24 protein-coding genes are annotated in these 21625 nt (G+C 48.5%); 5 read left to right on the plus strand and 19 right to left on the minus strand.

The window, feature by feature from the left end; translation table 11 throughout:
• Positions 1-189 precede the first annotated feature (189 nt).
• The 18 genes from PsW74_RS19025 to motA form a co-directional block, all read right to left on the minus strand.
• Positions 190-1359 (minus strand): flagellin, encoded by a 1170-nt coding sequence (locus tag PsW74_RS19025; RefSeq protein WP_063288334.1) that lies wholly within the window; start codon positions 1357-1359, stop codon positions 190-192.
• A gap of 189 nt (positions 1360-1548) precedes the next feature.
• Positions 1549-2304: a flagellar type III secretion system pore protein FliP gene (fliP, locus tag PsW74_RS19030; RefSeq protein ID WP_063288333.1), complete on the minus strand. Its 756-nt coding sequence runs from the start codon at positions 2302-2304 to the stop codon at positions 1549-1551.
• Positions 2304-2813, minus strand: coding sequence for a flagellar basal body-associated FliL family protein (locus tag PsW74_RS19035; RefSeq protein ID WP_057466019.1), 510 nt, complete (start codon positions 2811-2813; stop codon positions 2304-2306). Before PsW74_RS19035 ends, fliP begins: the two co-directional genes overlap by 1 nt.
• An 11-nt stretch (positions 2814-2824) precedes the next feature.
• Positions 2825-3535, minus strand: a complete 711-nt coding sequence (gene flgH, locus PsW74_RS19040) for a flagellar basal body L-ring protein FlgH (RefSeq protein ID WP_063288332.1) — start codon at positions 3533-3535, stop codon at positions 2825-2827.
• A complete protein-coding gene (locus PsW74_RS19045) occupies positions 3532-4011 on the minus strand; it encodes an MgtE protein (RefSeq protein WP_208980743.1) in 480 nt (159 codons plus the stop codon). Before PsW74_RS19045 ends, flgH begins: the two co-directional genes overlap by 4 nt.
• A 150-nt stretch (positions 4012-4161) precedes the next feature.
• The gene (gene flgI / locus PsW74_RS19050) at positions 4162-5286 is read right to left on the minus strand and encodes a flagellar basal body P-ring protein FlgI (protein WP_063288331.1); all 1125 of its coding nucleotides are present in this window, start codon (positions 5284-5286) and stop codon (positions 4162-4164) included.
• Between the two features lie 4 nt (positions 5287-5290).
• Positions 5291-5773 carry a flagellar basal body P-ring formation chaperone FlgA gene (flgA, locus tag PsW74_RS19055; protein ID WP_208988067.1) on the minus strand — a complete coding sequence of 161 codons (483 nt, stop codon included), beginning with the start codon at positions 5771-5773 and terminating at the stop codon, positions 5291-5293.
• Positions 5774-5782: 9 nt separating this feature from the next.
• Complete coding sequence (gene flgG, locus PsW74_RS19060) at positions 5783-6571, minus strand: flagellar basal-body rod protein FlgG (protein WP_057466015.1); 789 nt, start codon at positions 6569-6571, stop codon at positions 5783-5785.
• A gap of 23 nt (positions 6572-6594) precedes the next feature.
• Positions 6595-6951, minus strand: coding sequence for a flagellar hook-basal body complex protein FliE (locus PsW74_RS19065; protein ID WP_057466014.1), 357 nt, complete (start codon positions 6949-6951; stop codon positions 6595-6597).
• Positions 6951-7367 (minus strand): flagellar basal body rod protein FlgC, encoded by a 417-nt coding sequence (gene flgC / locus PsW74_RS19070; RefSeq protein WP_193757797.1) that lies wholly within the window; start codon positions 7365-7367, stop codon positions 6951-6953. Before flgC ends, PsW74_RS19065 begins: the two co-directional genes overlap by 1 nt.
• Positions 7368-7375: 8 nt before the next feature.
• Positions 7376-7846: a flagellar basal body rod protein FlgB gene (gene flgB, locus PsW74_RS28445; protein ID WP_244271750.1), complete on the minus strand. Its 471-nt coding sequence runs from the start codon at positions 7844-7846 to the stop codon at positions 7376-7378.
• Positions 7847-7920: 74 nt separating this feature from the next.
• Entirely contained in the window at positions 7921-8370 is a 450-nt protein-coding gene (locus PsW74_RS19080) for a hypothetical protein (protein WP_208988068.1), read from the minus strand.
• Positions 8371-8409: 39 nt separating this feature from the next.
• A complete protein-coding gene (gene flhB / locus PsW74_RS19085; protein ID WP_063288330.1) occupies positions 8410-9471 on the minus strand; it encodes a flagellar biosynthesis protein FlhB in 1062 nt (353 codons plus the stop codon).
• Positions 9472-9526: 55 nt separating this feature from the next.
• The gene (locus tag PsW74_RS19090; RefSeq protein ID WP_063288329.1) at positions 9527-10558 is read right to left on the minus strand and encodes a flagellar motor switch protein FliG; all 1032 of its coding nucleotides are present in this window, start codon (positions 10556-10558) and stop codon (positions 9527-9529) included.
• A 51-nt stretch (positions 10559-10609) separates the two neighbouring features.
• Positions 10610-10888 carry a flagellar motor switch protein FliN gene (gene fliN, locus PsW74_RS19095; RefSeq protein ID WP_244271751.1) on the minus strand — a complete coding sequence of 93 codons (279 nt, stop codon included), beginning with the start codon at positions 10886-10888 and terminating at the stop codon, positions 10610-10612.
• A 134-nt stretch (positions 10889-11022) separates the two neighbouring features.
• Positions 11023-11673 (minus strand): hypothetical protein, encoded by a 651-nt coding sequence (locus tag PsW74_RS19100; RefSeq protein WP_057466009.1) that lies wholly within the window; start codon positions 11671-11673, stop codon positions 11023-11025.
• On the minus strand, positions 11654-12619 hold the full coding sequence (locus PsW74_RS19105) for a FliM/FliN family flagellar motor switch protein (protein WP_057466008.1): 966 nt from the start codon (positions 12617-12619) through the stop codon (positions 11654-11656). The genes PsW74_RS19100 and PsW74_RS19105 overlap by 20 nt, the downstream gene beginning before the upstream one ends.
• Positions 12619-13506 (minus strand): flagellar motor stator protein MotA, encoded by an 888-nt coding sequence (motA, locus tag PsW74_RS19110; protein ID WP_057466178.1) that lies wholly within the window; start codon positions 13504-13506, stop codon positions 12619-12621. Before motA ends, PsW74_RS19105 begins: the two co-directional genes overlap by 1 nt.
• 323 nt (positions 13507-13829) lie before the next feature.
• Here motA and flgF point away from each other — a divergent pair, with 323 nt between their 5' ends.
• From flgF to fliI, 3 genes are read left to right on the plus strand one after another with little or no spacing between them, the layout of a single operon-like run.
• The gene (gene flgF, locus PsW74_RS19115) at positions 13830-14555 is read left to right on the plus strand and encodes a flagellar basal-body rod protein FlgF (RefSeq protein WP_063288327.1); all 726 of its coding nucleotides are present in this window, start codon (positions 13830-13832) and stop codon (positions 14553-14555) included.
• Entirely contained in the window at positions 14555-15244 is a 690-nt protein-coding gene (locus PsW74_RS19120; protein ID WP_063288326.1) for a hypothetical protein, read from the plus strand. Before flgF ends, PsW74_RS19120 begins: the two co-directional genes overlap by 1 nt.
• 18 nt (positions 15245-15262) lie before the next feature.
• Positions 15263-16579, plus strand: a complete 1317-nt coding sequence (fliI, locus tag PsW74_RS19125) for a flagellar protein export ATPase FliI (RefSeq protein WP_063288325.1) — start codon at positions 15263-15265, stop codon at positions 16577-16579.
• Positions 16580-16638: 59 nt separating this feature from the next.
• On the opposite strand, the gene PsW74_RS19130 is transcribed toward fliI, so the two are convergent.
• Positions 16639-17313 carry a response regulator transcription factor gene (locus tag PsW74_RS19130; protein WP_057466177.1) on the minus strand — a complete coding sequence of 225 codons (675 nt, stop codon included), beginning with the start codon at positions 17311-17313 and terminating at the stop codon, positions 16639-16641.
• A gap of 755 nt (positions 17314-18068) precedes the next feature.
• Here PsW74_RS19130 and PsW74_RS19135 point away from each other — a divergent pair.
• Both PsW74_RS19135 and PsW74_RS19140 read left to right on the plus strand, forming a co-directional pair.
• A complete protein-coding gene (locus tag PsW74_RS19135; RefSeq protein WP_063288324.1) occupies positions 18069-19385 on the plus strand; it encodes a UDP-glucose/GDP-mannose dehydrogenase family protein in 1317 nt (438 codons plus the stop codon).
• Positions 19386-19617: 232 nt separating this feature from the next.
• Positions 19618-21600 (plus strand): autotransporter assembly complex family protein, encoded by a 1983-nt coding sequence (locus tag PsW74_RS19140; protein ID WP_208988069.1) that lies wholly within the window; start codon positions 19618-19620, stop codon positions 21598-21600.
• The last annotated feature ends 25 nt before the right edge of the window (positions 21601-21625 follow it).

Below are 21625 nucleotides of genomic sequence, written 5' to 3' on the forward strand. Positions count from 1 at the left end.
TAAAATCCAAGCAGAATTATAACGATTATCAGACCACCCAGCCTCAAGCGAGCACAAATCAGCGCAGTTAAGAAAATCTAACTCGATCTGAAGATTACATGCATAAACATGATATATACATAAAACAAATAAAGGCCCCAGCGACTAACCGGGGCCTTAAAGCTTCCAAGGTTCTCAGAGTTTTCCGACTTAACGGAACAAGCTGAGGATGTTCTGGGAACCAGAGTTAGCGATAGACAGAGCCTGAATACCGAGCTGCTGCTGGGTTTGAAGAGCCTGCAGGCGAGTGGATTCAGCATTCATGTCCGCATCAACGAGCTGACCGATACCACGATCAATCGCATCAGACAGGTTGCTTGCAAACTCTTTCTGCATGTCAACACGTGATTTTGCAGAACCAAGCTCAGTTGCAGCGTCTGTGATCGCAGACAGCTGACCATCAACAACGTCGATGTAAGCAGCCAAGATACCGTTATCTACTGCATTGTTACCAAGCGTAGAAATATCCAAGTCCAAGAAGGAAATTGGATCAACGCCGGCACCAACTGCTGCACCAGAAAGAGTTTCAAGCTTAGCAGTTACTTCCTCAGCGATAGTGTCACCAGAAGCAAGAGCAGCAGTCGCATCGAAAGTCAATTTGTCTGCGTCAGAAAGCCCTTCGTAGTACTTCAAGATTGCAGCTTCGGTAGCCTTACTAATGATACCATCATCACCGCCTGCAGCAGTAACGGTAAGTGTGCTCATATCACCAGGAGTAGTATGAGCAACAGTTGCAACACCGCCTGCTAAGTTTTCGGTCAGGATACCAGTGTTATCAGCCGCAGCTGCACGCGTATCAACCAAAACAGTCGTACGAGTATCAACAACGATGTTCTCAATCTGTGTGTTGCCAGCTGCATCACGTGTAAAGGAACCAGCGATCTCTTTGTTGAGAGCGTCTGTAGCCATGTCCTGCTGCAGCCAGTTTTCACCGGAGAATGTCGCAGAAGATGCAATGGTTTCAAGCTGCTTTTGAAGCTGCTCAACGTCCGCCTGGATCTTTTCACGATCAACAGTACCGTTCGTCGCTGCAGTCAGCTTGTCTTTAATCTGACTAACGATCTCAACTGTCTGATCCATAGCAGTGAACGCTACGTCAACAGTCGCAGCACCAAGACCCAAGGAATCCTTCACAGCTGAGAGAGCTGAGTTATCAGACTTCATGGTTGTTGCGATGGACCAGTAAGCCGCATTGTCAGAGGCATCAGCAACACGCATACCGGTAGAAATACGGTTCTGAGTGGTTGCCATGCTGTCGTTGATACCACGAAGAGTGGTCAACGCTACCATTGCGGAGGAATTGGTCAAAAGAGAAGACATATTGTTTGTCCCTTAATAAGAAGAATTGGGACATTCCGGATCAAATTGCCGGAGTTACAGAGTTGCATCATGCACTTTGAAGGTCAAAGCCTGTAACAGAAGCTAACGATGACTCACTAGCCTTACGCCAAACTGACTCAATTACCTGAGCAGAAAAAAGCCCCGAAACGGGGCTTTTTGTGGTTAAGTTTAGGTAAATGATCTTATCAGACCGCCCGTTAACAGGTACCATCCATCAATTAAGACGAAGAACAGCACCTTGAAGGGCAGTGAGATGACTGTTGGGGGGAGCATCATCATGCCCATGGACATTGTGATTGTTGCAACAATCATATCAATGACAACAAAGGGCAGTGCGATGAGGAAGCCAATTTCGAAGCCGCGTCGTAATTCTGAGATCATGAAGGCTGGAATGAGGACGCGGAGGTCGAGCTCCTCGATGGGCGCATCTTTTTCGTAGTTGAATGCGCTCACTGCCAGATCATCGAAGAGAACCAGATCTTTTTCACGGACGTTATCCAACATGAACCTCCGGAACGGCTTTGTCATTTCCTCGTAGGCGACTTCTTCTGTGATTTGCTCTTTGATCAGTGGCTGAAGACCATTTTTCCACGCGGTATCGAACGTTGGTGCCATGACATAGAAGGTCATGAACAATGCGAGGGAAATGAGGATAATGTTGGCTGGTGTTGTTTGAAGGCCGATACCGGAACGCAAGAATGACAAAGCAACAACGAAGCGCGTAAAGCTTGTTACCATGATCAGGATCCCTGGCGCCAATGAGAGCACCGTCAGGATCATGACGTATTGGATAATCCGGCCACTTGCAGACGCCTGCCCTGCTGGAAGCAAGTCACTCAGGTTGATATCCTGAGCGGAGGCCGGAGCAACCCAAAACAACGCAAATAAACTCAAAAAACTCGTAAGAAACGCAAAATAACGCATTACTGAATCACCACAGATTCAAGGACGAGTTCCTTGACAAATTTGCCACCGCGCATCTTGGCGCGTTCATTGAGATCATCACGCAAACGCAGCAAACCACGAGTGCCCTCGAGCTGGCGTGGCCCCAGGGTCCGGGCGTAGAGCAACAGATCCTGCTCAACCTGTTTGACCAGCAAGGAGTGATCTTGCTCTTCTATACCGCGCTGCATCAAAACAACTGAGGCTTCAATACGAATCCAGTTCTTAGAGGAAGACAACAGGTTGGTCACGATTGGCTTCAATGAGACAATCTGACTGCTTTCTGTATATTCCGGATTGATCAGAGCGCCGCTGTTGGCTTTTTGCTCTTCCAAATATTTGCCGTGCACCTGATCGACCAGCGTAGAGCCGATCCCCATTCCACCAGCACTTGCAACGGCAGTCACGACAATGGCCGCGACTGCGACGCCCACCCAAGAATTCTCGGAGGCTGGCAACTGTGGCTTTGGCAACTGTGGTTTAAGAGCCATAGAAGCCTCCTTTAGAGCGGGCTAATGATATCAATGATTTGCTGACCAACGCTTGGCTGCTGCATTTCCGTCACGCGGCCACGACCACCGTAGGAAACACGCGCTTCAGCGATCTTGTCATACTCAATAGTGTTCCGGCCTGTGATGTCTTCAGGACGCACGATGCCAGCAACCGATAGAACACGAACCTCATAGTTCACACGAACTTCCTGTTGCCCGGAAATAATCAGGTTGCCGTTGGCAAGCACTTTGGTAACGACTGCTGCAATGGAAAGTTTGATCTCTTCACTGCGGTCAATAGCGCCCTCACCTTTGCTGCTGGTCGCACCAGTCCCAGAAATGCTTGCGTCGGCTTCTCCTGAATCAACACCTGCCCAGGAGAATGCACCTTTCAACCCGGTAGACCGGGAGGAGTCACGTTTTCTCTCGCTGGAGTTGTCTAACTTAGCCTTATCGTTGATTTTGATCGCAACTGTAAGAACATCGCCAATTTGCTTTGCACGCGGATCGCGGAAGAAATCCTGTTCACCGTCGGCCCAAAGCCCGTGATAAGCGCGATTTGAACGGCCGCCACTTTTCGCTGGGGTTGCCGGCAAGTTTGCAACATTTGGCTGAAGCCCCTGCCCCAGCGGGGTTAGATGCGGCTCCTTGCCAACGTTTTTCATAGCATTACAGCCAGTGAGCGTAATTGCGGCGAGAATGCATACCAAAGTGCGCTTCACTGTGAAACTCCCATACTTTGCTTGGCGGCCTTTCGAGCTGTAAGTTCTGCCATCAGATCAGTCAGATACGCTGCGCGCTCTGAGGCCAACTCAGCAAGCACTGAACTGGCTTTCCGCGCCTTCATCTGAAGAAGAATTGAAACTGCTGTTTCATCATCCAGAGACGTCAACTGCAGCGCAGCTGCATCCGGACGCATGTTGGCATAAATGTTAACGACATGCCCTTCAGCTCTCTGCAGGATTTCATCACGACGTTTCACCCACATGCGCAACTCAGCAATCTTAGCGTCGAGTTCCGTGATCTTGGCTTTCATCTGATGCTCAACATCAAACAGAGCACGCATTTGCCAAGCAATCCGAGCATCTTTTGCCTGATCAGCAATCGCTTCGCAGTAGTTCTTGGCCTGCTCAATTGCGGCACTCAGTTCTTCTGTCTCGGCTTCGTTCGTCTGAGCACTTGCGCTTACAAGCGACATGCACAAACCGAGAGATACCGCTGCACACTTAAGGGGAAAGAATTTCTTCTTAGAGAGCTTTAAGAGAGGCATTACAACTCAGTTCCAATAGGTTTAGCGGTACAGTGAAGCCACAAGCTTGCCCGTGGCTTATCCAATTGCCGTGCAGTCTTATTTGACCACGAGAGTTGCCTGGAGAGCCCCTGCCTGCTTAATTGCCTGAAGGATTGCAATGATGCCACTTGGCTTCAGACCAATACGGTTCAATCCTCTGACCAGAGTTTGCAAATCAGTTCCACCAATCAACTGCAACTGACCGTCTTCCTGAACCACATCAATATCCGTGCGCGGCACAACAGTCGTTTCGCCTTGCTGTGCGAACGGTGACGGCTGTGAGACTTCAGGCCGTTCAGAAACACGAACCGTCAGATTGCCGTGCGTCACGGCAACGGTTGAAATCCGCACATTCTGTCCGATAACGACGGTTCCAGTTCGCTCATCCACGACCACTCTTGCTGGCGTGTCTGGCTGAACCATCAGGCCTTCAATCTGAGAAATGAAACGGACTGAGCTGATACCTGCAGGGCGTTGAACCTGAACGGATCTATAATCAAGCTCACTCGCAAGCTTCAAACCATAGCGGTTCAGTGAAAATGCATTGATCGCATCCGTCACTCGTACAGCGGTCTTAAAGTCTGGATTTTTAAGTTCCAACACCAACTGTGGTAGCGAAGAGAAATAATCAGGTAGCGTTTTCTCAATTAGCGCGCCATTTGAAACACTTCCGGCAGTTGGAACACCTTGTGTCAAACTACCAGCATCACCCGTGGCCGCAAAGCCAGATACAGAAACAGAACCCTGAGCAACCGCATAGACGTTTCCATCAGCCCCCATCAACGGCGTCACAAGAAGCGTTCCGCCTTGCAACGATGCCGCATCGCCGAGCGATCCGACAGAAACATCAATACGGGCGCCATTCCCAATAAAGGGAGGCAACTCGGCAGTTACAACAACCGCCGCTACATTTCTTGATCTTAAGTTAGACTCTCGAACGTTCACCCCCATGCGCTCAAGCATGGATTGCAAAGACTGCTCAGTGAACGGAGAATTCCTCATGGTATCGCCTGATCCATTCAGACCAATCACAATACCATAGCCGACAAGCTGATTAGAACGCATGCCGCGCAGATCAGCTATATCCTTGATACGGACGAGTGCAGACGCACTGTCAAACGATAAAAGCAAAGCAAGAAAAGCAAGATAAATTGCCCCCAGAGAACGGCTTACAGAACGCACGGTGTTATTCCCCTTCAGCCAGCAAAGATCCGTTTTCTTGCACTTTGCCTAAAACACTTAAACCTGTATCAGGGTTCTTAGCCCTGATATTTGCACCAATTGCCCCAGATTCCTGCGCCTCAACAATGGCGCGGATTTCCAAGCCTTCTTCTTTAAAAACTAACAGAACAGAAGAACCGCGTTGCACTACAACAGGATCTTGAACCGCGTTTTTTGGAATTGGTTTTCCTGGAAAAAGGGTACGGCGCGCTTCCAGCCCAACTACGTCTTGCATTCGACCTACAATCGAAAGCTGCGCAACCGACTTCTTGAAGAACCCGTGTTCACGAAGCATACCTTCTTCGATCTTATCACCCGGATAAATCATCATGGCCGGCACTGGAAGCTTTACAACTTCGCGTCGGCCCGCTGCTGATGCCGCTGTTAAGAACAACGGCACGCAACACACTAGCAATGCCAGGCTATGCAGGCGCTTGGAAGCACTCATCACCGCGCCCTAGCGAATGCCCTTGGACACAGTTCCAGCCATATCATCTGCTGCCTGAATCACTTTTGAATTCATCTCGTACCCACGCTGCGCGCTGATCAAGCTTGTGATCTCTTTAACGGGATCGACGTTGGCACCTTCAAGATACCCTTGACGAATAACTCCAAGCGAACCTTCGCCAGCAATACCAGTATTAGGCGCGCCAGATGCAATAGTTTCGCGGAAAAGATTGCCACCGATCGCCTTCAGGCCAGCATCGTTCACAAAATTGGTCAGGTTCAACTGACCGATACTAGTGGCCGGATTTCCGTCGGCATAAGTAGCAAACACTTCGCCACTTTCATTGACAGTGACTTTAACAGCCTCGAGCGGAACAGTGATACCAGGCTGAACCTCGTAACCATCAAGGGTTACAAGTGCCCCCTCGCCGTTTACGTTGAATGCACCGGACCGGGTAAAGAGCGCTTCACCTTCAGGGCCGATAATTTCAAACCAACCTTGTCCATCGATCGCCAGATCAAATGCGTTATTGGTTTGCTGCAGCGCACCTTGAGAATGCAACTTACGAACCGCTGCGGTTTTCACACCAAGACCTTGCTGAATTCCCTCAGGAACAGGTGCAGCACCACCACGATTGGACACGCCAGCTGCACGATCAGTTTGATAAAGCAAATCGGAGAACTCAGCGCGAGATGCCTTAAAGGCAGTCGTATTCATGTTCGCGATGTTATTGGAAATAACTTCGAGATTTTTCTGCTGAGCAGACATACCCGTCGCAGCGATAGCAAGAGCCTTCATAGGAAAAACCTTTTTTCAAACAATTAAATACTCATACGAGAGAATTCTTGATAGGCCTCAACAACCTTGTCACGCACAGCTACTGCGCTCTTCAAGGAAAGTTCTGCCTTCATCACAGCCTCGACCACTTTTTGAGCCGAAACCTCACCACGTACTGCCGCAACAGATGTCGCTTCAGCCGTTTTCAAATCGCCTGCAGTTTCACGAACCACATCAGCCATAGTATCAGCAAAGCTGCCCTGAACCTCTTGGGTCGCCTGCGCATTCTGCGCTCCACCTACCAAGTACTGACGAGTACGAGCAGTAGACGAAACATCGTTTACCCCACTGGTAAACGTTGAAACACGCGACACTGAACTCAACGCCGAAAGATCCGCCATCACCTACTCCTCAACAAATCGATTGTACGGGTAATCATTTCTCTGGATTTGACCATCATCTGCAGACCAGCTTCATAAGAACGCGAAGCCTCTCGCATGTCCGCCAACTCAATCAGAGTGTTTACGTTTGGATATTTTACATTGCCATTCTCATCTGCCGCTGGATGCGACGGATCAAATTCAATACGGTAATCACCTTTATCCGTACCGATATCCTTAACCTCAACGAGATTGGCACCAAGCGCGCGATCAACCTCACTTTTGAAGGTAATCGTTTTACGCTGATAAGGATTTGCCCCAGGAGTATCGCCTGTCGACTGAACGTTGGCCAGGTTCTCAGAGACCACACGCATACGCTGTGACTGAACCCTCAGACCTGAGGAGGAAATCTTTAATGAAGCGACAAGTGGATCAATCATAATCTTTATCTTCCTAAGCTGCTCTTCATCAAGCCATAGAAGGACCCAACAAGCTGAGTATTGAGTGAGTGCTGACGAGCAACCTCACCTGACTTAATCAACTCTTGCTCTAGGGAAACGGAATTATCTGAGACGGTAACTTGCCACGCCTCACCGTCATTCACCCGCACACGACGGGCATTCGTTCCATCTTCGCTGATATGACCTGACTGGGTAGCAGCCATCTGAATGCTGGTTTTATCCAGAATGTCCTTAAAAGGCTCGACATCCTTACTTGCAAAACCAGGAGTATCAACGTTCGCAATATTTTCGGAAATTGTTGATTGCCGCACTGACAACCAAGAATTTTGCCGCGAAACCAAACTAAAAAGATATACGGGCTCCAAAAAATCCACTCCGCTACAAAAACTGCTAAAAGTGGATAGCAGTGCAATCTTGTCCGTAGCTGGCGGAATCAATATTTCCGGAAAAAGCAAAAAAGATATACTTGGTTAGTCAAGTATATCTTTTTATCTTAAAATTTTAGGTAAATAACTAATTAATATATTGCTTAAGAATTAACAGATGCGTCCGCGAGCGCAGTTTCCAGCCTCTTTGTATTTTCCTGCGGGTCTTCAGAAGGCTGCTCAAATGCGATGAACTTGACATCAACTGCCGAGTTTAATGCAAGCAAAAACAAATGAAACATGACACTCACACCGTCATTTACAAACTTCATATGCAAGCAAACTGTAACATCGCCATTCCAGTTCAAATCGATTGACGACGTTCCAGCATAGGTGAGCGTGTCGGGCCTAAAATAAAGTTCCGACGAAGATTCCAGCAAATCTGTGAGATTGGCTGCTTCGTTTGAGAGAATATGGCGAGCTAAAGAAGACAGATCACATAACCGTAACTCGGCTGCGATGGGCTTCATAGCGTTTGCAATCAATGCCTCGCGCAAAACATCTTCAGATTTTGCAGGCAGGTCGTTTTTCTTCAATGCGGTCTTTGTAGACAAAATACCCTCTTAAGGCAGAAACGCTCTTCGACAAAGTCTTTAGCGCTTTAAATAAACATATGAAATAATTTCTGCTACCGCTCGATAATATTCCTCTGGAATACTCTGATCTATCTCTACGGCGGCATAAAGTGAACGCGCGAGTTGTCGATCTTCTACAACTGGAACATCATGAATATATGCCAGTTCTTTGATTTTCAGTGCAATCAGGTCCTGCCCTTTTGCAACAACACGCGGCGCTTGTTCGCCCTCACGCTCATAATACAGCGCAACGGCAAAGTGGGTGGGGTTCGCAACAACAACAGTCGCATCCTGAACAGATGACATCATGCGCTTGCGAGCCCTGTCACGAGCAAGAGAGCGTAAGCGCGCCTTGATAAGCGGATCGCCCTCTGCCTGCTTAAATTCGTCCTTCAGCTCCTGGTGAGACATGCGCAAGTTCTTGCGCCACTGGAAACGCGCCAGAACCAAATCAAAACCAACAAGGAAGATGGTTGCGACGCAGATACCGGAAAGCAAAGTCATTGCAACAGACAAAATAAGCTGAGGCACCTGACTTGGGTCGCTGTACATCGCTGTCAACGCAACCGCTTGCTGCGATTTCAATACAAGCGCAGCAACGACGATCACAGTTACCAGTTTGAAGAGAGACTTCACAAACTCCATAGCGCCATTGACGCTAAAAAGCCTGCCTAATCCCTTTTTCAAGGAAATCTTGCTGAGCTTCGGCTCAATTCGGTCCAACACCAAACGTGGCGTATTTTGCATGAAAGAGGAAGCCAAGCCAAAGAAAATCAAGACAGAAACGATAGGGCCAAGAAACCAGACAAGCTGGAAAGCCACAGCAGACATCAACTGCAAAGGCTCCGCTGCGCTCACGAACTGGATTTCACCCGGATTATCCAAGAACCACTTCAGAAAATACACCAGGCCCTGCGCCTTATCGACAGCGATGAAGGAAAGCACAAGAAGAAGCGCTAGCATTGAAGCAAGCACAGACGCTTCCTTGGAGACTGGGATATTCCCTTTCTCCAAGGCATCACGAACCTTCTTCTCCGTGGGTTCTTGGGTTTTACTGTCGGGATCCTGGTCTTCAGACATGAAACCTGCCGCTTCTCAAGATGGTTTGACAAACTTAAAAAGTCATAGGGAAGCGTTAGACGTAGACTTCTTCACCACGCCCAATCTCAAGGTCGATCTCACCTGAATTTGCCTTTTCAAGGGCAAGATCAGTAATCGCCCTACGCGCATCCATCACTTCACGCTGCGTCATAGGTTCACCGGAAGCCAGATCGTTCTCAACGATCCTACGGGCACGAGACGCCATACTTGCGAGGATTGACTGACGGAACTCTGGATTCGTTCCTTTAAGAGCTGCAGTGATAACTTCACTGGTAACATCATCAAAGATTGCTGTTCTGGTGCGAAGATCCAGGTTCTGGATATCATCAAAGGTGAAGAGCAAGGCATCGAGCTGCTCTGCAGATTTTGGCAGAGCTTCACGCAGATTACCCAGCGTATCTTCAAGATCGTCACGTTCCATTTTGTTGAGAATATCTGCCATACGAACATGGGAATCTGTACCCACAGTTCTTGCAAAGTTCACCATGAAGTCTTCATGCAGTGTCTTCTGCACTTCCTCCATAATGTCCTCAACGATAGGCTTGAGTGTCAACATACGGCGGACAATCTGATTACGTTTTCTACGCGGGATCTGGGAAATCACACGCGCAGCACCACTTGCGGAAATCTTTGACAAGATCACTGCTGCAGTTTGCGGATGCTCTTTCTGCAAATATGTAGAAAGAACATGCTCCGAGATTTGTGAAACCTTGTCCCAGATCGAACGCTTGGAGTAGCCCATCACGTCCGACATAATTTCCGCGACCTGATCTTCTGGAAGAATACCTTTCAGAAGACTCTCGGCCCCTTCGGCTGTACCGAACAGGTTTACACCACCTGAGAAAAGCTCGATGAACTCTTCAATTAGCTCATCGAGTTCACTAGCAGGAACCGTGCCCAGATCTGCAGCTGCCCGAATGATCATCCGCATTTCGTCGTTATCGAAATGCTTCAGAACGCGGGTTGCCTTATCACTCCCCATAGCCAACAGCAAAGCTGCTGCCTTCTGATGGCCATTTTTTCTGGAAATGACGCTTCCCATTTCAGCTGGAACAACACTGTTCATTCTCTACGCGCCTCGGATACACATATAAAATCAAGCACAGCTCTTGTGCGGCTAGTTGTAGCTGCCTTTTGCGCCTACAATCTCAGTCAGCGACACACCAAACCGCGAGTTATCGTCTTCAACAACTACGATTTCGCCACGCGCTACAGTGCGGCCATTTACGACAATGTCGACAGGCTCACCAACGCGGTGATCCAGAGGTATAACCGCACCACGACCAAGCTTAAGCAAACTAGCCACAGGCATGGTTGCAGATCCAAGAACAACCTGCATATCAACCGGAATACCTAGAACTGCTTCCAGATTACGGTCAACGTTCTCGTCGCTCATACCCTTTTCAGGCGCGGAAGCAGCTGGTTGGGCTGCAGCAGAAGGCGCACCCATATCCATATCCATCTCGGCTTCAGAAGCAGCAGCTTCCCATTGCAACGCGAGGGCTTCATCACTCATTTCATTTGAGCTGCTCATTGCGGATCATTCTCCTTCTCAGGACTTTCGTCGTCCTTTACATTTACAGATCTGAATGTGGCGCTCTGGCCGAAAGAAACTTTTCTAACTCTGACATTCTGGTTATCTATTGCAGATACAGCAGTATTTTCTTGGTTGCCTGCCGGTGCAGGCTTACCCATTCCACCAGCCAGCAACAACGCGGCGGTATTGGACGCTGCACTCGTAACGGGCTTTTGCTTTGCCTTTGTTGCAGCAGGCTTTGCAGCACGACCGGAACGTCGCCCGCGATCTCCACCAGGCCTTGGCGGGGCATCATTCATACTGATGCCGACTTCATCACTCTTCTTGCTCAACCACTCGATATGCTCCTGAAGCGCTTTCATTTCTGTTTGCGCTTGAAGGATCACACCAGAGATATCGACCGTAGCTTCACGAGCCTCATCAATCCGTTGCCCAAGATTACTCAGGATCTCCTCACCGCGAACCCGTATCTCCTGCAAGGACAAACCAATGTTGTCCATTGCTTCCGAGGTCTGATCAAAAATCCTTTGATACTCCTCGTGATAGCCGGAGAGCCGCTTTAGCTGTCGGTACATGACCACAACGCGCCAAGTCGTAACCAAAAGAGCAAAAAGTAAAAATCCGTCAATTAGATAAGATATCATCGAGAAGTTCCCCTTCCTGCTCGATCAATTCTTCAACGCGTACTGTGTAAGACCCTGCAACCTGACCCAGGCGACAGTTAAACAATGGCTGACTGTTACATTCGAGCTGAACGGCAGTTTTTGGAGTAGCATTCAACTCAAGAACAAGACCAACCTCGAACTGCGCAACCTCTTCAAGAGTCATGCGCTGCTCTTCAAGAATTGCCGTAAGCTTGACCTCGGTACGCTGAACTTCCTGCTGGAACTGTTTAGTCCAACGGGTATCGCGACCGGCAACCTCACCAGACAACACCTGTGTCAGATTTTCGCGCAACGGGTTCAGAACCGACTGAGGGATAATGATGAAGATCTCACCTTCACGACCGATGATTTCAGCAGTCATTTTGGCAAGTACGCACGGATTGCTTTTCCGACCCGTTTGCGCAAATTCCATACGGTTTTCGAGACGTTCAACCTTCAACGAAGTATCAGCTATCGCCTCAAACGCCGTTTCGAGCGCTGTAGCCGCTTCCTGGAACATCCTATAGGCAAGTCGCTGCTCGACATTGGTCAAAGCGCGATCTTCAAGAAACGCTTCTTCTTCACCATCTCCGCCAAGCAGAACTTCAACCATGGAGAAGATGAAAGTTCGATCAAACCCGAGCAAAATGCGCGCATCCCACTCCTGAGCATGAAGAACCGCAACGACTGCACGATCCTCATATTGCTCAAGAGCATCACCGATACGCTCATTCGAAACTGATTGAACTGCTAAGTAAGGTGCAGTTGCCGCCATCTGCCGAAGTGTATCGATGTACTGGCGCGCCATACGGTCAAAGACCACATGCAGCATTGGGAGACGATCGACACCAAGGCCCGCAGCATCCAACAAACGAGAAGGCAAATCCACCTTTGCATTCTGAGCACTGATCACCTCATCACTCATTTCCAGCTCTTGAGGCTCCATCAGGCTTCACTCCCAGCTGCAGCAGACACCACCGGACCAGCATTCATAGTTTCCGCCTCAACTTCATCAATTGTAGGACGGTCGTCTGCACCGATGGTTTTACGACCGTGCTCCAACGCAATCTGAGGTGCTGCACCATTCATAAACGCAAGCAATGTCTGCTTCACCTCAATATAGAGACGATAACGTTGCTCACGGATGGATTTAATCTTCACTGCGACCGGGCTGACAATTCCGTAAGATAAGAAGATGCCAAGGAACGTGCCAACGAGCGCAGCACCAATCAGACTACCAAGAATTTCCGGTTCCTGATCAATAGCCCCCATCGCCTTCACGATACCAAGCACAGCAGCCACAATACCGAGTGCAGGCAAAGTCTCAGCAACAATACTAAGCGCTTGATACGGCTTCATCTCTTCACGACCAAGGGTGTGCAACTCTTCATCCATCAAGGATTCAATTTCATGAGGACGAACATTACCGATGATAATGAGACGAAAGTAATCACAGATAAAACTTGTCAGAGATATGTTCGCGAGAACCCGCGGGAAACGCTGAAACAACTCAGAATCATCAGGATTATCAATGATCTGCTCAACATCATTACGCCCCTTTGCACGAAGGGTTCTCATAAGACCGTAGAGCACACTTAGCGTATCCAGATGGTCACGCTTTTTTGGCTTTGCATTCACCAAAGCTTCATGAATACCGCGCCCGGTATCCTTAATCGTCTTAAACGTATTCGCTACCACGAAGGTACCGAAGGCGGCTCCCCCAACAATCAGCAGCTCAAAAGGTTGCCATAGCACCTTCATATAGCCACCCATTGCAACATAACCACCAATTATGGATCCAATAACGATCACGAGGCCAACTAGAATATTCAATTTGCGCTCCACACACTTACCGGACAAGCACTTTTCTTATTTTGTGGTAGCGAGACTTACTTGTCCGAAGCTGGCGTAAAGACGCTAAATTCCTAACAAACACCCGTACAGCTTCAGACAAGCCCTAAAGAGCATTCTCTCGAAGCATTTGAGTGTAGATAGGTTTGCTATGATCAGCACATTAACGCGATATGCGCTTCTGACTTGGAGCATGGATACTGCATTGGGAGGCGCAACTATGAACACCATAGAAGGCCGCGAACCACGCAAACCTGCAGGAAATATCAGCAATAGTAGCTTGATCGGATTTGGAGTCTAAATTTATGGTCGTCCCTTCTCTTTATGTCTCCCTTTCCGGGCAAATGGCCCTTGAGCGCCGACTTGAGACAGTTGCTCGAAATGTAGCTAACATGGAAACTGCTGGCTATCGGTCTACAGAAGTCAAATTCGATAGTCTCGTTAAGAGCCCAGGCAAAGACCCAGTCTCCTTTGCGTCTACTGGAGAGAACTATATCTCGACGCAGGCTGGCGCGATCAAGCAAACTGGTAATTCTCTTGATGTCGCGATTGATGGCAACGGCTGGCTGGGTATTCAAACCGGCAACGGTGTTGCTTATACTCGAGATGGCCGTTTTCAGATCGGTGTTGATGGCATCCTCAGGAGCATCGAAGGCAATCCAATTCTTGATAGCGGTAATGCACCAATTATCCTGGACCCACTCGGCGGAGCTCCAGAGATTGCTAAGGATGGCTCCATCTATCAGGAAGGCCGTCAGGTTGGCGTACTCGGCCTTTTCTCCATTCCTCAGGATGCCAAGCTGAGCCGCGCAGGAAATTCTGCTGTTATACCTGACGCGCTCGCAGAACCAGTTCAGGATTTTACAGAGAATGGATTCGCCCAGGGCTTCGTGGAAGGCTCGAACATTAATCCAATCTCTGAGATCACCAAGCTCATCACCATTACCCGTGCGTTTGAAAGTACAAATTCAATGATGCAGAGTGTGGAAAGTATTCGACAGCAGACAATACGAAAACTTGGAGAGAGCTGATGGCTGTTAATCCGGTTCAATCAATTTCTGGCACTTCGGAAGATGCTCGTGCCGGTAGCACCTCCAATAATACTAAGACCTCATCACCCAAACCATTTAGTTTGGGTGAGTTGCTTGATATCATCAATCCATTGCAGCACATCCCCGGTGTAAATACCCTCTATCGAGAGATTACTGGTGATGAGGCTTCTGTTCGCTCTCGCGTTGCAGGTAGCTCATTGTATGGGATGATTGCTGGCCCTCTGGGAATGGCGGGCCTTGTCGCTGGAAACCTTGCAGAAATGAAGATTTCTGGTGTGCTGGACGCGGAGAACGCGGCCACAGACAAGGCAACAGCTCTCAGCACCATTGAGAAAAAAATACAGGCAAGTTCACCCGTACCTGCACCCGCTTCAGATATGGTGTCCTCACTGCAAAGAGGAACGCCAATCCTACCTGTCCAGTCCAAAGAAATCCCACCACTTTTCGGCAATATCGCTTCTGCCGAAGCCATTTCTATGGGAAATGAGGACAAGCTGATTGAAGCTCTGGCTGGTAGCTCGAAGAACGAGGAAAAAACTTCTTCTGACTTGGAAACATCAACACTTCCAACAGTTGATAAGCTGTCACAGGATGCTCGGAACTTGCTGCCAGATGATTTGCTCAAGCAGCTACAAGAGCGGCATCGCAATACAATTGCACAAAGCTAATACTTCAAAAGGTTGTTTATGACCGCCCTTGCGCGCATTCAGGAACTTACCGCTCAAATTCCATCAAGCTCATGGAACATTGAGATAAGTGGAACCCTCTGTGAGGTTACCCCTAATCATCTTAGAGTTAAGGGCCTTTCAGGTGGCGTTAACTTGGGAGACCAGGTCTCCTACATGAGCAACAACGGTGAAGAATTTGGAGAAGTCATCCGAATTGAACCTGACAGTGTGCTTGTGAAGCCCTATGCATCCAGATCTGACCTCGGTCTTGGGATCAAGGTAAAGCGTTGCGGCGAACTTAGCTTTTATCCGGACAACAACTGGCGCGGGCGCATTATCAATGCGTTTGGACAGCCGATCGATGGCCTAGGTCCGATGACTGAAGGACCATCTCTTGCGTCGTTTAATACCCTCCCCCCTCCGCCAGTTCACCGTGCGCGTGTTAAAGACGCTGCCTTGACTGGGGTACGGGTGCTCGACCTCTTTACACCGATTTGCCACGGTCAGCGCCTAGGCATCTTTGCCGGGTCTGGCGTAGGTAAATCAACACTGCTCTCCATGATCGCACGAAGTAACTCTTTCGACACTGTCGTTATCGGGCTTATTGGCGAACGTGGCCGTGAAGTTCGTGAGTTCGTCGAAGAAACACTTGGAGATCAACTCTCGAAATCAGTGGTGGTGGTTGCTACAGGCGATGAAAGCCCCATGATGCGGCGGCTTGCTCCTAAAACAGCAATGACAGTGGCCGAGCATTTCAGAGATCAAGGACAATCAGTTTTATTGATCGTTGATAGCGTCACTCGCTACGCACATGCTCTACGTGACGTTGCATTGGCGGCTGGAGAGCCTGCTCTTTCTCGCGGCTATCCACCGAGCGTATTCTCGGAACTCCCCCTCCTGCTAGAACGTGCAGGTCCTGGCATCGAAGGAAGCGGCATGATGACCGCCATCTTTTCCGTGCTGGTTGATGGTGATGACCATAATGACCCTGTCGCAGACAACATCAGAGGTCTACTGGATGGGCATGTCGTTCTGGATCGGCATATTGCTGAGGAAGGCCGGTATCCTGCCGTCAACGTCCTTGGCTCCATCTCGCGACTTGCACAGAGCTGCTGGTCCCCTCAAGAACGTGAGCTCATCCTGAAACTAAAGGCAATGATTGCGAAGTTTGAAGATACCAAAGATCTACGCATGATGGGTGGCTACAAAGAGGGTGTAGACCCCTTGCTTGACCAAGCCATTGAGGTTGCCCCGAAGGTCTACAATGCGCTTGTGCAGGGCTTGGACGCCCCCTCTAGCCAGGACGCCTTTACTGAGCTGGCTCAGCTTCTGTGAAAGAAAAAGACACGCGATCTAAACAACAAAAAAGGCTGCTCAAGCAGCCTTTTTTGTTGTTATAGAGAATTAATTATATAGCCGAGATAACGCTTTGAATCGATGGGATCATACCCCATCTGTGTGCGTAGTTTCTTTCTTAGCTTACTGATGTGACTTTCGATTACATTTTCGTCTACTTCACTTTCAAAGATGCCATAGACAAAGTTGTAAATCTGAGTTTTCGTCAGTCGCCGTCCGTTATTCTGAGCAAGATACTCAAGAATACGACGCTCTCGGCGTGGTAATGCCAGTGTCTTCCCTTTGATTTCAGGATCCCGTCCATCAAAGTATACGGTAAGATCACCTAGCTCGACATTAATGCTTTGGTTCGTTGTCCGGCGCTTGATTGCGTTGACACGCGCAAGTATCTCTTGCGGATGCACCGGTTTACGGACAACGTCATCTACACCAGCAGCAAACAACTTCAGTGTCTGTTCCAAAACCGGACTGCTATTCAGAACCAATACCGGTTTTTGAGAGCACCTACGGCGGATAATCTGCGGGAACTTTTCACGCTCCCCTATCTCACCAATCAAAATAGCTTCGACGGCCTCGAACTCGGTATCAGGTGCAGTATTTAACCAATCCCGAAAGTCATCCGGACTAAAGCCACTTGTCGAAATACCTTCTCGCTCAAATCCAGATGCATACCCATCGGTCACAAGCTGTTGTTCATCAACAATTAAATACATAACCCCAACCCATTCATTCCCAAATGAATATATCGCTGGTAAATCAGTGAAACACATTCTGTCAATTTCTCTTGAAGAATTTTTACCTTCAGCACCAAGTAAAACCTCACAAGAAACTATAGTAATTATAATAGAAAATAAGAATAAACTTTACTTACAATTTTAACTTAATACAAAACATAGGTGCCGGTTTCTGCCATTTTTCGGAATCTTTCGAATTTCAATCTTTATTTCTCATACCCTTATTTTTTGTAGGACAAAAATTCAAAGGCATATTTTTGCCACATCCTCTCCATATTTGAGTTCGCGTCATACGGGAAAAATCCTTGGGATAAACTATTAGCAATTTTAAGTTAGCTACTATTGGCACAAGGAGTAGAATCAAAAAGAAGCATTAAAGCCGGAGAAAAACGGGCGTACTTCTACTTATTCTTACAATTGTATATCTCATGTAATTTTATCTAAATTAGCACATTAACCATCCAATTCTTAGTAGGCAGCATTTTCCTACTTAGAAAAGAAATGTATTCTCCTAGAACTTTAGATAAATAACAGAGCTATACTCTCAAATACTCGTCACAATTCGACTACAATTTTACCACAATGCGTGTCTTTTTTCAGGCAAGGATACCACGTTATCAGGGGGATATACCTAACTGTGGGATGTGTTTCATCTCAGGTTATGTACTATTGCGTTTCAACTTAAACAAACCTATTTGCACATCCAGAAAAGATCGGCTCGTGCAGGAGACACAATGTTAATTACAGTAATAGGCAGCGGCTACGTCGGGTTGGTTTCAGGCACGTGTTTTGCTGATTTTGGTCATGAGGTCATCTGTGTTGATAAAGCAGAAGACAAGATTGAAAAGCTAAAGAACGGACAGATCCCAATTTACGAGCCGGGCCTGGAAGAATTGGTTGCCAGCAATGTGAAAGCCGGCCGTTTGAGCTTTACAACCGAGCTACCTGACGCAGTTCGTAAAGCCGACGTCATCTTCATCGCAGTCGGCACCCCTTCCCGCCGCGGAGACGGGCACGCCGACCTTAGCTACGTTTATGCAGCGGCTGAAGAGATCGCAACGTCCCTTAATGGCTTTACAGTCGTTGTCACTAAATCGACTGTTCCGGTTGGTACGGGAGATGAAGTCGAGCGCATTATTCACGAAGCAAATCCAAATGCGGATTTTGAGGTTGTTTCGAACCCAGAGTTCTTGCGCGAAGGTGCAGCGATTAATGACTTCAAACGTCCTGATCGTATTGTTGTTGGCCTTTCTCATGAGCGTGCGAAGTCGGTCATGACTGAAGTCTACCGTCCTTTGTATCTCAACCACTCTCCAATCCTGTTCACGAGCCGTCGCACCTCTGAGCTGATCAAGTATGCCGGCAATGCCTTCCTTGCCATGAAGATCACGTTCATCAACGAACTTGCTGATCTAAGTGAAGCAGTTGGAGCAGACGTTCAGGATGTTGCCCGAGGCATCGGTCTTGATAACCGCATTGGTGGCAAGTTCCTGAATGCTGGTCCCGGTTATGGCGGTTCCTGCTTCCCGAAAGATACACTTGCGCTTGTTAAGACTGCGCAGGACCACTCCAGCCCTGTTCGCCTAATTGAGACCACATGTTCAATCAACGATCAGCGCAAACGTTCTATGTCCAAGAAAGTAGCAGCGGCTATTGGTGGGGATGTTCGCGGCAAGAAAATCGCAGTGCTTGGCCTGACCTTCAAGCCAAACACAGACGATATGCGCGACAGCCCTGCCCTTTCCATTATTCAGGCGCTTCAAGACAAAGGTGCTGACATTCACGCCTATGATCCTGAAGGTATGGATTCAGCTGTAGAGCTTTTAGAGGATGTTACTTTCGGAAGTAATGCCTACGAGATTGCAAAGGGTGCACATGCTCTGGTTATTGTGACCGAGTGGGATGCGTTCCGCGTTCTCGACTTCAGCCGCCTTAAAAATGAGATGGCGACTCCAGTGCTCGTGGATCTCAGAAACATCTACGGCAAAGACGAAGTTGCAAAACACGGCTTCTCTTACACCTGTATTGGACGTCCTGACGAAGAAATCTAAACAATAAGGTCCCGGCGAATTATGCGTTTTGCCGGGACTTTTCTCGCCTCCCACAATCCATGCCCAATTTTTAAGTGCTGTTACCAAAGAGGTGACAATTGCGGTTTGCTTTCAACACACCAATCATGCGAATTTTAATTATCGCGTGAGCAGATTCTCTCAGGGCTAATCCCAAGAGCTTTATGAGCTGAGAACAATCTGCATTTTGGAAGATTGTTGGAGCCTATCCTAGTTGCTTTACAAGCATAAAAACAGACGAGAGCGTATAGCCTCTGGTTGGCCATGGAACGTCAAAATTCCTCGCGCTGTTGCTTTGCTTGTTTGCTTGTGCCTTTCATTCAGCACCTTTTCGCAAGCCTATGCCTTTGAACTTTTCGGATACCATCTCTGGGGTGAAAAAACCGAAAGTGATGAAGATAGCTTAGCTGGTGTGCCAGACCCGACACCTTACACCGTTGAGTTCCGTGTTGTTGGGGAACATGCAGACCAGCCTAGTGAACTTGAGGAAGAGCTACAGTCCGTCAGTCTTTTGGTTCAGGACGTCAAGAAGCTTCCGTCTGGCGCCAGTGGCGTTCTCGCCCGCGCAACTCAGGACTTTGAACGCCTGATCGGTAAGCTTTATGAAGATGGATATTATGGTGCTCTGGTTCAAATCACCGTAGCAGGATCACCACTTAATCAAGCCATCCTTCATCCTGAGAAAATTACAGAGCGCCCTATTCCTATTCTCGTGGAGATTAACAGAGGTGTTCAGTTTCACTTTGGCAACGCAGATGTAAATTATAAAGGCTCGGCAACAGAGAATGGACTTGACCTGCCCAACGCGCAGTCACTCGGCCTTGTAGAAGGAATGCCAGCACTTTCAGCTAGGGTGCTGGAAGCAGAAAAGCTGGCCATTAAGTTCCTTAAGGATGAAGGATATCCATTTGCAAAGGTGGGGAACCGTCAATTACTGGCCAATCACGCCAGTCAGACGCTCAAAGTTAAACTGGATGTTGTCAGTGGACCATATGCGCGGTTTGGTCCGGTTTCTGTTTCCGGCACAGTCAAGATGGATCCTGAGTTTGTTCGCAGTTACGCAAACCTTCCTCGCGGTGCACAGTGGGATGCCAAAGTCATCTCTCACGCACAGAGCAGATTGAGGGATCTGGAAGTCTTTTCCAGCATTCGCTTTGAACCTGATGACCAGCTTGATGCGAACGGTGAACTGCCTCTGACAATTGTTGTGGCAGAACGCCCACGGAAAGTTTTTGGAATTGGTGCCAATTACTCCAGTAATGAAGGCGTTGGTTTTGATGGATACTGGCGACACCGCAATCTGTTTGGAAAAGCGGAGCGACTTTCAGTAACCGGCGCAGTCGGCCAGCTTCTTGCCGTAAATAACGAGCAGATTGAGTATGCCGCCCGCGTCACCTTTGAAAAACCTGGTGCGATTGGGCCGTTGACCGCTTTTTCAACCAGCGTTGCTGCCGTTCAGGAAAACCCAGATAACTATCGCAGCACGTCATTTACATACGATGCTTATCTATCCCGCGATTTTACAGAGGCTTTGAGCGGCCGAATTGGTGCAGAAGTCTATTTTGCCAATGAACGGGACGTTTTCGGCCAGAATGATTACTTCCTATTGGGAATTCCTGCAGACCTGACTTACGACACACGCAATGACGCTTTGAACCCGACCAATGGTATTGAAGCCAAATTATTCTTTGAACCAGCCTATGACGTGCTTGGTGATACCGAAAACCTGTATTCTCAAGGCTCGATTGCCAGTTACCTGCCGATTGTAGGTACGGACCGTGTTGTTTTAGCTGGCCGCGTATCAGCCGGTGCAATTATCGCCCCGTCAGTTCAGGATGTCCCCGCTGCACGGAGGTTCTTCCTTGGAGGTGGTGGATCAATCCGAGGGTATGCTTACAAAAACGTGGGGCCGCGCCTGGATGACGAAGTTACGGGTGGGCGCAGCTTCATGCTGTTTAATGGTGAAGTCAGAACAAGAATTACTGAAAACATTGGTCTTGTCGGATTTGTAGATGCAGGTGCTGCATATTTGACCCAGTTTCCAAACTTCGATGAGCCCTTCAGCGTAGGTGTTGGCGGAGGGGTGCGCTATTTCACACCTGTTGGCCCTTTGCGGCTTGATGTTGGTGTCCCACTTGAACCTGAGCGCAATGATCCGCCGTTTGCAGTCTATATTGGTTTAAGCCAGTCCTTCTAATCAGCACCGCCTACAGAAGGCAAGC

It is taken from the genome of Pseudovibrio sp. W74 (genome assembly GCF_001623085.1).
Lineage (GTDB): Bacteria > Pseudomonadota > Alphaproteobacteria > Rhizobiales > Stappiaceae > Pseudovibrio.

What these genes read in the sequence shown, in the direction of transcription:
- PsW74_RS19025 (WP_063288334.1), bottom strand. Translation starts at nt 1,359, where the DNA reads ATGTCTTCTCTTTTGACCAATTCCTCCGCAATGGTAGCGTTGACCACT.
- fliP (WP_063288333.1), bottom strand. Translation starts at nt 2,304, where the DNA reads ATGCGTTATTTTGCGTTTCTTACGAGTTTTTTGAGTTTATTTGCGTTG.
- PsW74_RS19035 (WP_057466019.1), bottom strand. Translation starts at nt 2,813, where the DNA reads ATGGCTCTTAAACCACAGTTGCCAAAGCCACAGTTGCCAGCCTCCGAG.
- PsW74_RS19045 (WP_208980743.1), bottom strand. Translation starts at nt 4,011, where the DNA reads ATGTCGCTTGTAAGCGCAAGTGCTCAGACGAACGAAGCCGAGACAGAA.
- flgA (WP_208988067.1), bottom strand. Translation starts at nt 5,773, where the DNA reads ATGAGTGCTTCCAAGCGCCTGCATAGCCTGGCATTGCTAGTGTGTTGC.
- flgG (WP_057466015.1), bottom strand. Translation starts at nt 6,571, where the DNA reads ATGAAGGCTCTTGCTATCGCTGCGACGGGTATGTCTGCTCAGCAGAAA.
- PsW74_RS19065 (WP_057466014.1), bottom strand. Translation starts at nt 6,951, where the DNA reads ATGGCGGATCTTTCGGCGTTGAGTTCAGTGTCGCGTGTTTCAACGTTT.
- flhB (WP_063288330.1), bottom strand. Translation starts at nt 9,471, where the DNA reads ATGTCTGAAGACCAGGATCCCGACAGTAAAACCCAAGAACCCACGGAG.
- PsW74_RS19090 (WP_063288329.1), bottom strand. Translation starts at nt 10,558, where the DNA reads ATGAACAGTGTTGTTCCAGCTGAAATGGGAAGCGTCATTTCCAGAAAA.
- fliN (WP_244271751.1), bottom strand. Translation starts at nt 10,888, where the DNA reads ATGAGCGACGAGAACGTTGACCGTAATCTGGAAGCAGTTCTAGGTATT.
- PsW74_RS19100 (WP_057466009.1), bottom strand. Translation starts at nt 11,673, where the DNA reads ATGATATCTTATCTAATTGACGGATTTTTACTTTTTGCTCTTTTGGTT.
- PsW74_RS19105 (WP_057466008.1), bottom strand. Translation starts at nt 12,619, where the DNA reads ATGGAGCCTCAAGAGCTGGAAATGAGTGATGAGGTGATCAGTGCTCAG.
- flgF (WP_063288327.1), top strand. Translation starts at nt 13,830, where the DNA reads ATGGTCGTCCCTTCTCTTTATGTCTCCCTTTCCGGGCAAATGGCCCTT.
- PsW74_RS19120 (WP_063288326.1), top strand. Translation starts at nt 14,555, where the DNA reads ATGGCTGTTAATCCGGTTCAATCAATTTCTGGCACTTCGGAAGATGCT.
- fliI (WP_063288325.1), top strand. Translation starts at nt 15,263, where the DNA reads ATGACCGCCCTTGCGCGCATTCAGGAACTTACCGCTCAAATTCCATCA.
- PsW74_RS19130 (WP_057466177.1), bottom strand. Translation starts at nt 17,313, where the DNA reads ATGTATTTAATTGTTGATGAACAACAGCTTGTGACCGATGGGTATGCA.
- PsW74_RS19135 (WP_063288324.1), top strand. Translation starts at nt 18,069, where the DNA reads ATGTTAATTACAGTAATAGGCAGCGGCTACGTCGGGTTGGTTTCAGGC.